This is a genomic window from Myxococcales bacterium, from assembly GCA_016703425.1.
Lineage (GTDB): Bacteria > Myxococcota_A > Polyangia > Polyangiales > Polyangiaceae > JADJCA01.
In genome coordinates this window covers 665,474-681,877 of the sequence record JADJCA010000009.1, presented here as the reverse complement: position 1 = coordinate 681,877, position 16,404 = coordinate 665,474, and the positions used below count along the sequence as shown (strand labels likewise).

The 16,404-nt window shown below is 72.9% G+C and carries 14 protein-coding genes; 8 read left to right on the top strand and 6 right to left on the bottom strand.

Annotated features, from left to right (window positions below):
- Together IPG50_20570 and IPG50_20565 are read right to left on the bottom strand one after the other, a co-directional pair.
- Window positions 1–794, bottom strand: a 794-nt coding sequence (locus tag IPG50_20570; GenBank protein MBK6694580.1) for a cation:proton antiporter, incomplete at its 3' end; no start/stop codon positions are given.
- Window positions 795–1,214: 420 nt separating this feature from the next.
- Window positions 1,215–1,529 (bottom strand): hypothetical protein, encoded by a 315-nt coding sequence (locus IPG50_20565; GenBank protein MBK6694579.1) that lies wholly within the window; start codon window positions 1,527–1,529, stop codon window positions 1,215–1,217.
- A gap of 57 nt (window positions 1,530–1,586) precedes the next feature.
- Here IPG50_20565 and IPG50_20560 point away from each other — a divergent pair, with 57 nt between their 5' ends.
- Window positions 1,587–1,856, top strand: coding sequence for a hypothetical protein (locus IPG50_20560; protein ID MBK6694578.1), 270 nt, complete (start codon window positions 1,587–1,589; stop codon window positions 1,854–1,856).
- 45 nt (window positions 1,857–1,901) lie between these two features.
- Here IPG50_20560 and IPG50_20555 read toward each other — a convergent pair whose 3' ends face one another.
- The gene (locus IPG50_20555; GenBank protein ID MBK6694577.1) at window positions 1,902–2,390 is read right to left on the bottom strand and encodes a YfbM family protein; all 489 of its coding nucleotides are present in this window, start codon (window positions 2,388–2,390) and stop codon (window positions 1,902–1,904) included.
- 407 nt (window positions 2,391–2,797) lie between these two features.
- Here IPG50_20555 and IPG50_20550 point away from each other — a divergent pair, with 407 nt between their 5' ends.
- The 3 genes from IPG50_20550 (at window position 2,798) to IPG50_20540 (ending at window position 4,674) form a co-directional block, all read left to right on the top strand.
- The gene (locus IPG50_20550; protein MBK6694576.1) at window positions 2,798–3,100 is read left to right on the top strand and encodes a hypothetical protein; all 303 of its coding nucleotides are present in this window, start codon (window positions 2,798–2,800) and stop codon (window positions 3,098–3,100) included.
- Window positions 3,097–3,591: a helix-turn-helix domain-containing protein gene (locus IPG50_20545; GenBank protein MBK6694575.1), complete on the top strand. Its 495-nt coding sequence runs from the start codon at window positions 3,097–3,099 to the stop codon at window positions 3,589–3,591. The genes IPG50_20550 and IPG50_20545 overlap by 4 nt, the downstream gene beginning before the upstream one ends.
- Before the next feature lie 228 nt (window positions 3,592–3,819).
- The gene (locus tag IPG50_20540; protein MBK6694574.1) at window positions 3,820–4,674 is read left to right on the top strand and encodes a hypothetical protein; all 855 of its coding nucleotides are present in this window, start codon (window positions 3,820–3,822) and stop codon (window positions 4,672–4,674) included.
- A gap of 2,236 nt (window positions 4,675–6,910) precedes the next feature.
- Here the strand turns inward: IPG50_20540 and IPG50_20535 are convergent.
- Window positions 6,911–8,275: a sigma 54-dependent Fis family transcriptional regulator gene (locus tag IPG50_20535; protein MBK6694573.1), complete on the bottom strand. Its 1,365-nt coding sequence runs from the start codon at window positions 8,273–8,275 to the stop codon at window positions 6,911–6,913.
- Between the two features lie 57 nt (window positions 8,276–8,332).
- Between IPG50_20535 and IPG50_20530 the strand changes: the two genes are divergently transcribed.
- Window positions 8,333–9,769, top strand: coding sequence for a serine/threonine protein kinase (locus IPG50_20530; GenBank protein ID MBK6694572.1), 1,437 nt, complete (start codon window positions 8,333–8,335; stop codon window positions 9,767–9,769).
- Window positions 9,770–9,794: 25 nt separating this feature from the next.
- Here the strand turns inward: IPG50_20530 and IPG50_20525 are convergent, their stop codons facing one another.
- Window positions 9,795–10,649 carry a hypothetical protein gene (locus IPG50_20525; protein MBK6694571.1) on the bottom strand — a complete coding sequence of 285 codons (855 nt, stop codon included), beginning with the start codon at window positions 10,647–10,649 and terminating at the stop codon, window positions 9,795–9,797.
- A 158-nt stretch (window positions 10,650–10,807) separates the two neighbouring features.
- On the opposite strand from IPG50_20525, the gene IPG50_20520 reads away from it, so the two are divergent.
- Both IPG50_20520 and IPG50_20515 read left to right on the top strand, forming a co-directional pair.
- A complete protein-coding gene (locus tag IPG50_20520) occupies window positions 10,808–12,127 on the top strand; it encodes an HlyC/CorC family transporter (protein ID MBK6694570.1) in 1,320 nt (439 codons plus the stop codon).
- A gap of 156 nt (window positions 12,128–12,283) precedes the next feature.
- Window positions 12,284–13,720 carry a hypothetical protein gene (locus tag IPG50_20515; GenBank protein ID MBK6694569.1) on the top strand — a complete coding sequence of 479 codons (1,437 nt, stop codon included), beginning with the start codon at window positions 12,284–12,286 and terminating at the stop codon, window positions 13,718–13,720.
- 100 nt (window positions 13,721–13,820) lie between these two features.
- Here the strand turns inward: IPG50_20515 and IPG50_20510 are convergent, their stop codons facing one another.
- A complete protein-coding gene (locus IPG50_20510) occupies window positions 13,821–14,855 on the bottom strand; it encodes a hypothetical protein (protein ID MBK6694568.1) in 1,035 nt (344 codons plus the stop codon).
- A gap of 283 nt (window positions 14,856–15,138) precedes the next feature.
- Here IPG50_20510 and IPG50_20505 point away from each other — a divergent pair, with 283 nt between their 5' ends.
- Entirely contained in the window at window positions 15,139–16,404 is a 1,266-nt protein-coding gene (locus IPG50_20505; GenBank protein MBK6694567.1) for a serine/threonine protein kinase, read from the top strand.

Below are 16,404 nucleotides of genomic sequence, written 5' to 3'. Positions count from 1 at the left end.
GAGGCCGCGCGAGCGCTGAAGTCCGATTGCCCGACGACGATGCCCGCCAAGAACGCGCCCAGCGCCATCGACGCGCCGAAGAGCTTGGCTGAGCCCACGGCGATGCCCAGCGCGAGCACGAGCACGCTCAACGTGAAGAGCTCGCGCGAGCGAGTCTTGGACACGTACCCCAGGAGGGCCGGCACGAAGCGCTTGCCCACAAGGAGCGTGAAGGCCACGAGGAGCGCCACCTTGACGACGGCGATGCCGACGGCGGAGAGGGCGCCCGCGAGCGTCGTCGACTTGCCGCCCGCCATCGCGGGGAGCAGCACGAGCACGAGCACCGTCAGCAAATCTTCGACGACGAGCCAGCCGACGGTCATGTGCCCCGTGCGCGTCTGCAGCGCCTCGTTGTCGGTGAGCACGCGAAGGAGCACGACTGTGCTGGCGACGGCGATGGCGAGGCCGAAGACGACGCCCGACGCGAACGAGGAGCCGAAGGCCTGCGAGACGAGCGCGCCAAGCAGCGTCGCCGCCGTGACGCCGACGAACGCCCCTGGGATGGCCACCATGCGAACGGCGAGGAGCTCTTTGACGTGAAAGCTCAGGCCCACGCCGAACATCAGGAGGATGATCCCGATCTCCGCCAGCTCGTGGGCGATCTCTGAATGGGCGACGAACCCCGGCGTGAAGGGCCCTACGGCGACGCCCGCGAGGAGGTACCCGACGATGGGCGAGAGCTTGAGGCGCTGGGCGCAGAAGCCGAGGACCAACGCCGCCGTGAGGCCACCGGTGAGCGTAAGGATGAGGTCCATGGGGGGCGTCTCGCGGCCGGCCCGTGGAGGCTAGGTGCGCCGGAGGTTCCCGACAAGGCGCGGTGGGGCCGAGGGATGGGTGGGCGCAACAAAACGTGGGCGACACCTTGTGTCGAGACGCAACTTCTCCGGCGCCTCTGCCGATAGACCTCGCATGAGTTCGTTCCGTCGGCACGAGGTGCTCGTCTCGCTGTTCCAGACGCGCCCTCCGCTGGCGGCCGAGGTCTTGCGACTCCTCGGCGTCGCGGTGCCGTCGGGCGCGCGCCTACGGACGGATTCGGCCGATCTGACGCAGATCACGCCGACGCAATACCGGGCGGATCTCGTGGTGGTGCTCGAGCGGGCGGAGCGGCCCGTGCTGGGCATCGTGGTTGAGGTGCAGTTCAAGCGCGACCTGGGGAAGCGCTACTCGTGGCCGGTCTACGCGTCGACGTTGCGAGCGCGACTCAAGTGTCCGGTCTGCGTGCTCGTGGTGGCGCCCACGGAGGCGATGGCGAAGTGGTGCGCCAAGCCGGTGGAGTTGGGGCCACACTTCACGTTTGCACCGTTCGTGCTCGGCCCGAGCGCGATTCCGTATGTTACTGACGAAGCGGAGGCCAAACGCGCGCCGGAGTTGGCGGTGCTGTCGGTGTTGGCGCACGGCCGCGAACCCGATGTCGTGCGCCTCGCGGTGCCGGCGCTCGCGGCCGTCGCGACGTTGGCGAGCGACTCCGGGGTGCTATATTCCGACGTCATCTACGAAGTAGTCTGGCTGGTGCGGCGCCCGCGGCGAAGGCAGCACTGGAGGAGCAGATGGACATCCGCAAGTACGAGTTTCAAAGCGATTTCGCCAAGAAGCACCAGGCCAAGGGCCGCGCAGAGGGCCGCGAGGAGGGCCTCGCGGAAGGTGCTCGCGGTGCGAAGGTCGCGGCGCTGCTAGCGTTCCTCGATGCTCGCGGTCTCGCCGTTTCCCCCGCGGAGCAAGAGACGATCGCCGCCTGCAACGACGACGCTGTGCTCACGCGCTGGATTCGCAAGGCGGCAACGGCAGCGACCGTCGCAGAGGTCTTCGCCGAAGGGTGACGGAGGGCGCCCGCGTCGCGCGCCTTTTCGCCTCTGCGTGAACGCTCAGGTCAAGAACACCAGCAGCCCCTCGCCGCTCTTGGCGCCACCTTCGATGAACTCCTTCAGGTCCACGAAGTAGCCCAGGAGGTACTTCAGGTTCTCGTCGCGCTCCGCGTCCCGGCTCCACACGTCCGGGTAGATCTCGAGGTGCGTCATGGCGGCAGGGTTGAAACGTTCCGCCAGCACCTCTGGCGTGAGCGGGGCCAGGGCGCCAACGAGTTCGCGCACCTCGGCGTTCAGGAAGGCGCGCGCTGGTCCGTAGCCAACATCCACGTCGCCGACTGGCCGCCCGCCCGCGACGAGGAAGTTGAGTGGCGCGCTCCCCTCCCAGGCGGTCCCGGTGAAGAGGTAGTGGAGCCCGTGCCACGCCTTGTCGACGTCGAGGTCGGAGAAGCCTTGTTCGTCCAAAAAGTCGACGACCGACTCGGGGTCCTCCAGCAGAGCCAGGAGCCGCGCGTCCGGCACTCGTCGAAAGTTTCCGATCATGCTCATGGCTCGTCCTCCCGGTGGCGGATGCGATTGTAGGTGGCGCGCAACGCGCGGAGCCACTGCTGCGGTGCGCCTCGTCCTTCTGGCCCCTCGCTCAGCCTCTGCCCTCTTGCGGAGCCTCAGGCTCCAGCCGCAGCCTGCACCTCCTTCTTTCTTCGCCCGGCCACGCAACGTCTCCAACGGCCCCGCCGAAGAGTCCTGCATGGTCGCCGGCGAGCACGTGGTGGTGCTCTCGCTAGTCTGCTCACGTCGCTGGCATGGGCCCGGGCTCGATTCCGCACTCCGCGGGCGGTCGGAGGCCACGCACCGCCGAGGCGACGCTGCTTTGTGCGCGCCTACGGCAGAACCGCGGTGCCTGATTCTGCGCCAAAAACCGTCGCATCGCACAGCCGGTACTTGCGGTTACCGCAATGCGTGGTACGGTATCTGTGCTCGCTGAGCCGGTCGCGCCCGATGCGCTTCGGCGCATCATCCGGGAGGCCCTTGCCACTGGGACAGTGTCCTTCTCAAGGCATGCTTGCGGTGAGCTGGAGAAGGACCGGAAGACGACGGGCGACGCTATCAACGTCCTCCGCGGCGGTGTCGTTCGTGCGGGCGAGCGCGAGAACGGCTCCTGGCGCTATCGCGTCGAGACCGCCCGGATGGTCGTCGTCATCGCCGTACGCAGCGAATCCGTCATCGTCGTCGTCACGGCATGGAAGGTGAAATCATGAAGTGCCTCAGTTGCGGAGCGAAGATGGTCACGACGACGGAGCCGCTCTTCCACTACACGGTGAGCGGTCTCTCGAACGTGTACCTCGCCAACGTGGATGTCTCGCGCTGCCGAAAGTGCCACGAAGAGGAGGTCGCGATTCCTCGCATCGAGCAGCTCCACAAGGCGCTCGCGACGATCATCGTGAAGCAGACGTCGCGACTCGCGGCAGAGGAGATCCGCTTCCTCCGAAAGACCATGGGCTTGTCGGGGGCGGACTTCGCTCGGCGCATCGACGTGACGGCGTCGCAAGTGTCGCGGTGGGAGCGTGGGCACGAGACGATGAGCCACATGGCGGAGCGGCTCTTGCGGTTGATGGTCGTGACGGAGAGCCCGGTGATGGACTACTCCACAGAACTCTTCGAGCGGATCGCTGAAGATGTGCCCCGATCGCGAAAGCGTGTCGTCGCCAAGACGGCCGGCGGCTGGCAGGCCCGGATCGCCGCTGCATAGGCCGCAAGCGGCGAGCACCACCGCGGGGGGGGGGGGCGCGCCGGCCCGAACTCGGGCGTGCAGGACTCTCGGTTTGGTGCCTCGCCCTTCTGGATTCTCGCTCAGCCTCTTGCTCCAGCCTTGTCCAACAGCCTGCTCGAGCATGGACCTGGGGTCACAACGTGCCCGACAAGGCGCGGTGGCACCCTAGTTTGGCCGACCACGAGGGCGACCGGATATGATGCCGCCATGTCGACGAGACCGCTGGCCAGGTGCGTAGGCGTCGCCGCGTCTCTCGCCGTCGTCGTCGCCGGCGCGGCGGTGACCTCGCAGGCTCGTGCCGACGATGTCTCCTGCGCCGTCTCAGCGGAGACCGCGCAATCGCTCCGCAGGGAAAAGAAGCTCCTTCGGGCCAGAGACGAGCTCGTCAAGTGTAGCGATCCCAAGTGCCCGAGCTTCGTTCGGGGTGACTGCGTGCGCTGGCTCGAGGAGCTGAAGGCCACGTTGCCCACGGTCGTCGTGCGGGCCGTCGACGGTGCCGGCAACGACGTCCTCTCCGCGAGGGTTCGTGTCGATCAAACGCTCGACGCATCGCTCGGCGTTGCCGTCCCTCTCGATCCCGGACCCCACGTGATCACGGTGGAGAGCGCCGGCGCACGCGGAGAGGCGAAGCTCCTGGTGGCGGAGGCCGAGAAGAGCCGCGTCGTGGTGGTGCCGCTCACGGCGAGCTCAGCCGGCGCGGGCGCTCCCGCGAAGCCCACACCCGAGGCCTTGAGCCCGGGGCCGAGTCCATGGGCTTACGTGGCGGGCGGGGTCGGTGCCGCGGGCCTCGTGACGTTTGGTGTGCTGCAGCTCGTCGCGCAAGGCGAATACGACGATCTCAAGAAGGAGTGCGGCAACGCCTGCGAGCCGTCGCGCGTGGATCCCATTCGAACGAAGGTGGTGGCGTCTGCCGTCGCGCTAGGGGTCGGCGTCTTGGGCAGCGGCGTGAGCCTCTGGCTCTTCACACGCCCGCGTTCGTCCGCCGTGGGCGGTGCGGCGAACGTGAGCGTTGCGCCGACGGCCGATGGCGGCGTGGCGACGCGGCTTCGTGTGAGGTTTTAGGTCCCCCCCCCCCCCCCCCCCCCCCCCCCCCCCCCCCCCCCCCCCCCCCCCCCCCGCCCCCCCCCCGGCCCCCCGCCCACCCCCCGCCCCCCCCCCCCCCCCCCCCCCCCCGCCCGGGCCCCCCCCCCCCCCCCGGCCGGGGCCCCCCCCCCCCCCCGCCCCCCCCGCCCCCCCCCCCCCCCCCCGCCCCCCCCCCCCCGCCCCCGCCCGCCCCGCCCCCCCCCCCCCCCCCCCCCCCCCCCCCCCCCCCCCCCCCCCCCCCCCCCCCCCCCCCCCCCCCCCCCGCCCCCCCCCCCCCCCCCCCTCCGGGGCCGGCGGCCGGGCCCCCCCCCCCCCCCCCCCCCGCCCCCCCCCCCCCCCCCCCCCCCCCCCCCCCCCCCCCCCCCGCGGCGGGGGGCCCCCCCCCCCGGCCGCGCCCCCCGGCCGTCCCCCCCCCCCCCCCCCTCCCCCCCCCCCCCCCCCCCCCCCCCCCCCCCCCCACCCCCCCCCCCCCCCCCCCCCCCCCCCCCCCCCCCCCCGCGCCCGCCCCCCCCCCCGCGCCCCCCCCCCCCCCCCCCCCCCCCCCCCCCCCGGCCCCACCCCACCCTCCCCCCCCCCCTACCCCCCCCCCCCCGCCCCCCCCCCCCCCCCCCCCCCCCCCCACGCCCCCCCCCCCCCCCCCCTCCCCCCCCCCCCCCCGGGGGGGGCCGCGCCCCCCCCCCCCCCCCCCCCCCCCCCCCCCCCCCCCCCCCCCCCCCCCCCGCGGGGGGCGCCCGCCCCCCCCCCCCCCCCCCCCCCCCCCCCCCCCCCCCCCCCCCCCCCCCCGGGGGCGGGCCCGCCCGCGGCGGCCCCCCCCGGCCCCCCCCCCCCCCCCGCCCCCCCGGGCCCCCCCCCCCCTCCCCCCCCCCCGGGGGGGCCCCCCCCCCCCCCCGCCCCCGGCCCCCCCTTTTTCCGGGGGCGGCCGCCGCCCCCCCCCCCCCCCCCCCCCCCCCCCCCCCCCCCCCCCCCCCGCCCCGCCGCCCCGCCCCCGCCCCCCGGCTCCCCCCCCCCGCGGCCCCCCCCTTGCGGGCCCGCCCGGCCTTCTGCCCCCCCCTTTTTCCCCGCCCCCCCCCCGCCCCCCGGGGGGGGGGGGGCCCCCGGCGGGGGGGGGGGGGGGGGGCCCCGGGCGGCCCCCCCCCCCGGGGGGGGGGGGGGGGGGGCGGGGGGGGGGGGGGCCCCCCCCCCCCCCGGGCGGGGGGGGGGGGGGGCGGCCCGGGGGGGGGGGGGGGGGGCGCGGGGGGGGGGGGGGGGGGGGGGGGCCCCCCGGGCCCGGGGGGCCCGGGGGGGGGGGGGGGCCCGGGGGGGGGGGGGGGGGGCCGCGGGGCGGGGGGGGGGGGGGCGGGGGGGGCGGGGGGGCGGGGGCCGCCGCCGGCGCCGGGGGGGGGGCGGGGGGGGGCCCCCGGGGGGGGGGGGGGGGGGCCGGGGCCCCCCGGCGGGGGGGGGGGGGGGGGGGGGGGGGGCGGGGGGCCCGGCGGGGGGCCGGGGGGGGGGGGGGGGGGGGGGGGGGCGGGGAAGGGGGGGGGGGGGGGGGGGGGGGGGGGGGGGGCCGGGGGGGCGGGGGGCCGCGGGCCGCCCCCCGCCCCGGGCCCCCCCCCCCCGCCCCCCGGGGGGGGGGGGAGGCCCCCCCCCCCGGGAAAAGCCCCCGGGGGCCCCCGCCGGGGGGGGGGGGGCCCCCCCCCGGCCCCGCGCCCCCCCGGCCCGAGAAAAAAGGGGGGGGGGGGGGGGGGGGGGGGGGGGGGGGGGGGGGGGCCGGGCGGGCCCCGGGGGGGGGGGGGGGGGGGGGGGGGGGGGGGGGGGGGCGGGGGGGGGGGGGGGGGGGGGCCGGGGAAAAGGCGCCCCCCCCGGGGGGCCGGGGGGGGCCCCCGGGGGGGGGGGGGGGGGGGGGGGGGGGGGGGGGGGCCCCCCCCCGGGGGCGGGGGGGGCCGGGCGCGGGGGGGGGCGGGGGGGGGCGGGCGAGGCCCCGCGGCCCCAAGAAAAAAGCGCCGGCGGGGGGCGGGGCGGGGCCGGCCGGGGGGGGGGGGCGCGGGGGGGGGGGGGCGGGGGCCCCCGGGGGGGCGGGGTGGGTTGGGGGGGGGCCGGCGGGGGGGGCGGGGGGGCGGGGGGGGGGGCCGCCCCAGGCCCCCCCCGCGCCCGCGCGGGCCGGGGGGGGGGGCGCCCGGGGCCGGCCTCGGGGGCCGGGGGGGGGGGGGGCCCCCGTGTCGGGGGGGCCCCCGGGCCTCTACTTCGCCCGTCGCGCCTTGAGCCGTTGAAAGTGCCTGCGCGCGAGGCCCGAGGCGTCGGCGGCGCGCGAGACATTGCCGTTGTGCGCCGTGAGCGCGCGCTCGACGTAACGTCGTTCGAGCTCGAGGTTGATCTTCGCGCGCGCCGCGGCGAAGGGGAGGTCCTCGTTGATCACCGCTTCGAGGAAGTCGCCGTCGCCCTCGCTCGGTGCGCCGCTCGCGCTCGCGCCCGACGCGTAGGCGTCATGCGGCAGCGCGGCCGCCGCGTCCTCCGTCACGGAGTCTTCGCCCAACGCGAGGGCTCGCGCCACGGCGTTTCGGAGCTCCCTTAGGTTCCCCGGCCACGCGTGCTCTTCCCAGCGCGCGACGAGGCGTGGGGAAGGCGTGCCCACGCCACCGAGCGCGGTCCAGATGCGCGGCGCGAGGAAGCGAACGTCGCCGGCGCGCTCGCGCAAAGGCGGCAGCTCGATGCGTCCGACGGCGAGCCGGTGAAAGAGGTCGTCGCGAAACCTCCCTGCCTGGATTTCGCGATCGAGATCGCGCCGCGTCGCGCAGAGGATCCGCGCCTCGAAGTGGATCCACTTGTCGCCGCCGACGCGTCGCACCTCGCCCCGCTCGATGGCGCGGAGGAGCTTGGGCTGAAGGTTGAGGTCGAGATCGCCGATCTCGTCGATGAGGAGCGTGCCCCCGTGCGCTTGTTCGAAGACGCCCTTGCGCGACGTGACCGCCCCCGTGAAGGCGCCGCGCTCGTGACCAAAGAGCTCCGACTCGACGAGGTTGGGCGGCACCGCCGTGCAGTCGAAGACCACGAAGGGCCCCGCTGCGAGCGGACCTTGCTCGTGCAGTGATTCGGCGAGGACCTCTTTGCCGGTGCCCGTCTCGCCTTCGATGAGGACCGGCACGAAGCTCGCAGCGAGCTTCTGCGCCAAGGGATAGATGCGGCGCATGGCGCGGCTCTGGCCCCACACGCGGCCGAAGTGCTCGCCCTCGGGCACCATGGCTCCGGACCCCGCGGCCCTGTGCGTGACGCGGAGCGCGGTGCCTCCGACGCGCAAGGTCTCGCCGCCCGAGAGCCAAGCCTGGCCGACGCGCACGTGATCCACGAAGGTGCCGTTAGTCGACCCCAGGTCGCGCACCTCGAGCCGGTTGCCGACGATCTCCAGCGACACGTGCCGCCGCGAGACGCTGGCGTCGGTGAGCCTCAGATCGGCCGTCGCCGACGTGCCCACGAGGAGGCGCGCCGGGCTCGCTCCGTCGAGCTCGATGGCGCTCCCCACGTCGGGCCCCTCGGCGACTTCTACAAGGAACGTGCCGTCGGGGAGCGTCGTGGCGGCCGTGCGAAGCAGCGTTCTCACATCTTCCACGGGCTCCACGCTACCACGCCGCAAAAGGCCGCTGGCGCTGGTAACATCCGGGGACGGATGAAGAAGATCGGCAGCTACGTGCTGCTCGGCGACATCGCGTCGGGCGGCATGGCGTCGGTGCACCTCGGTCGCATGTCGGGCGCCGCTGGGTTTACGCGCACCGTGGCCATCAAGCGGCTGCATCCGCAATACGCGCGCGATCCCGAGTTCGTGTCGATGTTCCTCGACGAAGCGAGGCTCGCGGCGCGCGTGCGCCACCCCAACGTGGTGCCCACGCTTGACGTCGTCGCCGCCGACGGCGAGCTCTTCCTCGTGATGGAGTACGTCGAAGGCGAGTCGCTCTCGCGGCTCCTCCACCGGTTCGCAGGCAAGAACGAGCGACTGCCGTTGCCGATTGTGGCGAGCGTGCTCGCCGGCACGCTGCACGGTCTCCACGCGGCGCACGAGGCGAAGGGCGACTACGGCGAGAGCCTCGACATCGTGCACCGCGACGTGTCGCCGCAGAACATGATGGTCGGCGCCGACGGCATGGTGCGCGTGCTCGACTTCGGCATCGCCAAGGCCGCGGGCCGCTTTCACACCACGCGCGAAGGCACGGTGAAGGGCAAGCTCCCGTACATGGCGCCGGAGCACATTCGCGGGCAAGCGGTGTCGCGCCGGACGGACATCTACGCGGCCGGCGTTGTCTTGTGGGAGTGCCTCGTGGGCGAGCGGCTCTTTCATGGCGACGAGGCGCACATCTTGGAGCGCGTCCTCTTGGGAACCATCCCGGCACCGAGCTCGAAGATCCCCGGCATTCCCCCGGCGCTGGATACCGTGGTGGCTCGCGCGACGGCGCGCGCGCCTTCCGAGCGCTACGAAACGGCCGCCGACATGGCGCAGGCCATCGAACGGGCGGTGAGGCCGGCGCTCGCGTCCGAGATCGCCCAGTGGCTCGATTGGGTGGCCGGCCACTCGCTGAAGGTGCGCGCGGCGCGCGCCGCAGAGCAGCTTCAGAGCGACTCCGACAGCGATCTCAAGGCGCCGCCGGTGCTGTCGCCGCTCGTCGATCCGGTCAATGAGAGCACCACGATGCTCCGCACGCCGACCGGCTGGGCGCGCTTCCGTGGCCGATCGCGGCTCGTACCGGCGGCGGTGCTCGTCGCGTTGCTCGGCGCTGGCGCCACCGTCCTCGCGATGAGGAGCGCCGCTTCGCCGTCGGCCGCGGCGCCGGCGCCTTCGAGCGACGACACGTCGCGCGCGGCCGCGCTCGCTCCCGCGAGCGCAGTGGCGCCTCCGCCGGCGTCCGCAGCTCCGGAAGAGCCTCGGCCCGCGGCCTCGTCGAAGGCGTCGCCGGTCGCGTCGTCGCCGCCCGTCGCGTCAGCGCGGCCAACGCCAAGCCCAACGCCCACCCCGAAGCCGCGTCCGCAGGTGAAGCGTGTGGATTGCACGATTCCCTTCACGGTCAACGCGCAGGGCGAGCGAACGTATCGTCGCGAGTGTCTGGGGCGCTGAACGAACCCGTCAGCGTGTGAGCGCTTCAGCGCGCGCAGCCGATGCGCTTGGTGTCGACCGCGATCTCGTCGAACCATAGGTCGAGGTTCGCCGTCGTTGTCGCCTGGACCCCAACTTGGAGCGTGTCGATCTGCGTCGTAGGCACGCCGCCGAGCGACACGTCGAAGGGCTCCGTGTCGAGCCACGCGCGCACCGTACCGATGCCGGCGTCGTCGGGCGCGATCTCCATCTCAAGGCATGCCCAACGATCGCGCGGGATCGCCAGCGCCGAGGGAGCGCCAGCGTAGTTTGGCGGTGCCCGCAACAGAAAGCGCCCGTCGCCAAGGCTTGCGACATCGGCCCCGGGGTAGCCGGCGCCGTTGAAGTAGAAGTAGAGCATCCCGGTGTTCGGGAGCGGTTGGCCGCCGGGCGCGTAGAGGAACACACGGGCGAACGTCGACTGCCAAGGTTTTGCGAAGGCGATGGGGGCGGCGACGTACGACGGGGCCGAGGTCACGCCAGCGTCGAGGTGCACGTGCAGCGCACCGGCGCCGCGAGCCGCCCGCGCCGTATCGGGGAACGCCGTTGGCGGCGTGTACCACGGTGCGCCGAGCGAGGCGCCCTCGAAGCCGTCGCACAGAAGCCAAGTGCCAGCGTCGCAGAGCGACGGGCCACCGAGGAGCACGGCGGGGCCATCACTACCTGCGTCCGGCCATGGAGTCGTGGGCGCGTCGGCGCTCCCATCGACCGCCGGACGAGCGTCCGTTGCCTTCGCCGCGTCCTCGCCGGCCGGGCCCACGCCGCCCCCGCTCTCGCTTGAGAGATCGCTCAACGAACGAAAGAACATGCACGACGAAAGAAGCGCCACCCCAGCGGTGAGTGCCACGTAGGTGGGGCGCATGTGCACGTGTTTGGTTTACGACGACGACGGCCTCGTGTCATCTCGGCTGCGCACCGGGGAGCCGGCTGCGTATCGCAAATCGTCGAGGTTCGTCGGCCGCCGCCGGCCAAGCGCTGTACCCTGGGCGGGATGCCATCCGACGGAAGCCGCAGCACGCCTTGAGCAACGTGGGCCTCTACCTCCTTGTGCTCATCGCCCTGACGTTGGTTAACGCCTTCTTTTCCGCGTCAGAGATCGCGATCCTCTCGGTTCGCAAGACTCGCCTTCGCGAGCTAGGCGAAGCCGGCGAGGGCGCGGCGTTGGTGGCGCTTCAGCTCCGCGAAGATCCGGAGCGGTTCCTTGCGACGGTGCAAGTCGGCATCACCGTCGTGGGGGCGACAGCGGGCGCGTTCGGCGGCTTGGTCCTCGACGAACCTTTCGCGGCGTTTCTGCGCGCGCACGGCCTGGGCGTCGTCGCCGCCGAGCGCGTGGCCTTTGCGCTCGTCGTTTCCTTGGTCTCGGTCCTCTCGGTGGTCGTCGGTGAGCTTGTGCCGAAGTCGCTCGCCCTTCGCTCCGCGGAGACCGTTGCGCTGCTTGTGAGTCGACCGCTTTACCTTCTATCCCGGCTCGCCGCGCCGATCGTCTGGGCTCTGACGAAGCTCTCGAACCTCGTGCTCCGCCCGTTTCGCGATCAAACCAACTTCACGGAGGCGCGCGTCACGGTGGAGGAGCTCCACCTGATGGTGGGTGAGGCGGCGGCGGCCGGCACTGTCGATAAGGAGACTGGCGAAATCGCGACGCGGGCCATCGAGCTCGGGAACCTCCGCGCCTATTCGGTCATGGTGCCGCGCCGCGAGGTCGTGTGGCTCGCCGCCGACGCGTCGCGTGAGCACGTGGAACGAACGCTGCGCGACACACCCCACGCGCGCTACCCGATCACCGGGCCTGATCACGAGGTGCAGGGGTATGTCTTGGCGCGGGAGATCTACGCGCAGCTCCTTGAAGGAAAACTCGACCTCGCCGTGCTCGTCCGCGATTGCCCGACGTTTTCGTCGGAGACCTCCGCCGTCGCCATCTTGCGCACGCTGCAGGGCGCTCGCACCGAGATCGGCCTCATCGTCGACGAAGGCGGCTTTCCCGTGGGCCTCGTGTCGATCGAGACGCTGGCCGAAGAGCTCTTCGGTGAGATCGTGGCGGAGCACGAGAAGCACTCGACGAGCATCATGCCGACGCCGGCCGCGCCATCCGTCGACGCGCCTCCCAAGCGATCGTTCTTGGTGCGCGGAGAAACGCCCCTTCACGAGGTGAACCGAGAGCTGGACCTCGACCTTCCCATCGACGCCAACGCGTCAACGCTGGGGGGGCTCGTGCTCGCCATCTGCGGCCGCTTCCCCGAGCGCGGGCATTCGCTGACGCTGCCGGGTGGCGTCGCTGCGCAGGTCGTCGAGACCTCGCCGCGGCGCGTGCTCCTGGTTCGCCTCGAGGTTGACGCGCGCTGAGTCCGGGCCGTCGGCAACCGTTTTCCGGCACATCCGCGCGCGTCGGAAGTCAGCTTCCGGCTTCTTCGAGGGTGCGCGCACTCCTTCCTACGATTCGGCACGTGGAACGCGTCGTGCTTTGGGCGCGCTCGCATCGCCCCCGAAAGGACGTCCACCATGGTTCGTTTTGCTCGCGCTCTCGTTTTTCTCCCGCTCGCGCTGTTGGCCCCGGCGTGCAGCGCATCGCACGATGCGGATGACGGCGACGCAGCCGCGACGGCGGAGCTTCGCGCGCTGTCGTCGGCCGAGATCATCGGCACGCTCAGCTACGGGGAAACGAGCGCACCGGTCTCCTACGAGAGCACGCCCACGTACCGCGCGTTTCGCTTTCAAGGCGCGGCTGGGGACCAAGTCGAAGCGTGGGTCCGTTCGACGGACGGCGACGCGCGCGGGTGGATTGTCACGAGCGCCTTCAAGAACGTTGTCTCCAACGACAACGCGGACGGCAGCACGCTCGACGCGAAGCTCGTCGCCACGCTCAAGAGCACCGGCACCTACTACGTCGTCTTCCGCGACAAGGCGTCGGAGGACGCCACGTTCACCGTCTCGCTGGCCAAGACCAACGCCGGCGGTACGGGAGGCGGCGGTGGTAACGGCGGCGGAGGCACGGGAGGAGGCAACGGAGGAGGCAACGGAGGAGGCAACGGCGGAGGCTCGGGCGGTGGTTCGTCGTCCGATCCCTTCAGCGCCGCGAGCTGCACCGGCGCTCCGCTCACGGCGTCGGACGTCTTCGGCATGCTCGACGTGAGTCGCGGCGTCCTCGAGAAGAAGGCCGGACGCTTCGCGCTCCGCCACCGCTCGCGCGCCTGTTACGCGGGGCAGGCCTGCTCCGCGTGGCGCGAGGGCGGCAGTGAAGTCACCGCGCCCTTCACGCACGTCACCGGGACCTTCACCACGGACGAAGCCGAGCGCTACTACCGCCTCCGCACCGAGGGTGACGTCATCGTCTCGTTCCAGGGGAACTCGCCCAAGGTTCGCGTGCGCGGCGACCAATTCCAGGGCTCCTGGGGCGCGAGCCTCACGCCGACCTACGTGTCCCAATCGCTCGAGCTGGCCGCCGTCTCACCGGGCACCGTCAACGACGCCGCCCTCCTCGTCGACTACGTCTGGAGTCCGTCGCTCGGTTGCCCCAACGGTCATTGCACCGGCAATGCCTCGGTGCCCGGCAAGGTGCAGGCGAATTGGTCCGGCAAGCCGCTCAAGGTGCACGGCGTGATGACGAAAGCCTGCGTGCGCCTCGTGCAGACGGGGTCCGAAGCGAAGAAGGACGCGAACAACAACGACTACACGCTCGAGAACGAGCTGGTCGTGCTCGGCAACTTCGCGAACGCGACGTGTCAGCCGAAGACGTGCGCCGAGGCCGGCTACACCTGCGGCCAGCTCGACGACGGCTGCGGGGCCAAGCTCGCGTGCGGCCAGTGTTCGAACACGCAGACGTGCGAGACGACGGCGGGGCCGAACCATTGCCGACCCGACACCGCGCAAGAGTCCTGCGCGCGCGGCGGTCGCGTGTACTGCCAAGGGCACACGGGCTGCTACGATTCCTGCTTCTGAGAGGCCTGCCCGCCGCGGGTCGCCGCCCGCCCCCTCCCCCCCCCCCGGGCCCCCGCCCCCGAGTGGGTCCAGGCGACCTCGCCAACCGACCTTGCGACGTTCAATAGGTCGCGAGGCTCGACATTCCGGTGACCACCTCGAGGTGGCACGTCGTCTTGAAGTCACCTTCGTCGATGCACTCAATCGAGAGTCGAGTGCCTGGCGCGACCGCGTCTCGCGGGCCGTGCAGACCTTCGATGATCACACCTAGGCCGCGGCCGCTAGGATGGCCCTCGAACGCGTTGAAAAGGCGACCCGCCTTCTCGCGCTCCGTGATCTCCGTCCGGTAGGTGACCAGGCCGCCGGCGCGAAGCTCACGAGCTACGGCCCGGGGGACGATGCCGACGTCGCACTTGATGTAAGAATCGGAGCCCATGGCCCCTGCGGTGACATCGGGCTCGCCGGGGTGATTCAGGCAACTCAGGCTGAAGACACCGGGCGTCGCGATGGTCTTGCTCCCGAGCGGGCGTTGGTGTCCTCGGGGTTCGTCGCGCCAGCCGCCGCCCGACACGGGTACGTTCATCATGTCGAACAGGCGCTCGGCGTTGGCCCCCCTGATGGTGTACGCGCCTGAGACGCCTTGAGGGGTGGGGACGAGCGACTGCTCGCACCGCAACGCACGCATGGGCACGTTCGAGCGGACGATGGGTGCCTCGAACCACGCGGCGACGATCGGCTCGCCCCGCTCGGTGGCCGCCCGCCCCGTGTCGTTCCAGAGCGCGGCGGGGAACGTGACCTCACCGTCGGTGAGCACTTCCCGCGACGCCGAGGCGGACGTGGCCTTGAACGCCACGGAGACGTCGTTGCCTCGACGCGTGGTGGTGACGTCAAAGACGCCGTCGCGCGGCCCCGCGTAGGCTTCGAGTCCGGGCGGGATCGCACCGGCCCGGCCTTCTGACACCATGATGGAAGGTTGCCCGATCGGGCGCAGGAAGAAGCGGAGCCCGCCGCAGCGTAGCTCGCGCTCGGGAAACACCGACGCCACTGGCGCCGTCTCGAGCGCCCCCTCCGAGTCCTCCTCCGGAGGCGCGGCGGCATCGCCACACCCAAGCGCGAAGAGGATCGATGCGGCCGCCAAGGTTCGTTTGGAGTTCATGCCGGCGAGGGAGCAAGGAGCGGCCGCGCGCGGGACGGCCGTGTGATCGAGAGAGGCGCCCTCCTCGCCCTGGAAAAACAGGTCGCCCGCGTGGGCGCGCCCTTCGCCCAGGAGAGACCGACGGGCATGGATCCCCGTGGCGAGACCATGGCTGTGAAGCCCCCTGCTGACGGGGAGCATCAGGCAAACCGAACGCGCGTCGCATCATGGGTAGCGGCACCGGCGAGTGTGCTAGTCCCTAGGCCGGTGCCCTCATTCAGTGGGCGCCGGCCGCCCTTTCGCCATGCGCACTCGCGAGGATCTCGCCAAAGACGCCGCCCAACACGTCGGCACCACGTTCGCGGGCAAGTGGCACATCGACGCGCTCTTGGGCATCGGGGCCTCGGCCGCCGTCTTCGCCGCAACCCACCGCAACAAGAGCCGCGTGGCCATCAAGCTGATGCACCGGCACCTCGCCTCCGACCCGCGGCGCAAGGAGGCGTTCCTGCGCGAGGCCTACGTCGCCAACAGCGTCGAGCACCCGGCCGTCGTACGGATCTTCGACGACGGCATCGAAGGCGGACAGCCCTTCTTCGTCGCCGAGCTGCTCTCGGGAGTGACCTTGGCGGACGCGCAACGCGAAGCCGGCGGCAGGCTCCCGTGGACAGACGTCGTGCGCGCCATGGAGACGCTCCTCGACGTCCTCGCCGTCGCTCACGGAGCGGGGGTCTTGCATCGTGACATCAAGCCCTCGAACCTCTTTCGCGAGGCGAAGGGGGCCGTTCGCGTGCTCGACTTCGGGCTCGCGTCGCTGGCCCCGGAAGACGCCGACCACGCCGACCTCTCAGAAGGGGGACCCTCAGAAGGGGGAGACGAGGAGCAAGGTCCCGTCGGAACGCCTGGCTACATGGCGCCGGAGCAAGCGTCGGCGCGCACCGACCTCATCGACGCGCGCAGCGATCTGTGGTCCGTCGGCGCGACGGCGCTCTTTCTGCTCACCGGCCGCTTCGTGCACGACGCGCAGACGACGCAAGAACTCATGGCGCGCATCGCCACGCAGCCGGCGAGGGCGGCTCGCGACGTGGCCCCGGAACTCCCCCCAGCCGTGGCCGCCTGGCTCGATCGAGCGCTCAAGTTCTCGCGCGTCGAGCGCTTTCAATCGGCGGAGGAGATGCGCTCGGCGCTCAGCGCCATCGAACGTGGGCTCGCGGAGACGTCGACGAAGGTCACCGTCGCGCGTGCCGCGGGCGAAGGTCCCACTGCGCAACCTCGCCCGTCATCGTGGGCCTTGTGGCTCCCCGTCCTGCTCGTCGCGCCGGTCGCCTGGTTTCTTGCGACGCGTGCGCCTGTGCCAGCACCGGCGTCTTCCGTCGATGCCGGGCCGCCGGCGCCGGCCAGTGTGAGCGCGGTGCCGGTCGTTTCGAGCGTCCCGCCGGCGCCGCCGCCGGCCGCATCGCAAGACGCTGCGCCCAGCAAGGTGATCGTGCGGTCGCCGCTGCGCGTCGCCCCGTCCGCCGTGGCGCCGCTGCCGTCGGCGAGCGCCGTGGATCCGCTCGACCGACGGATGTGA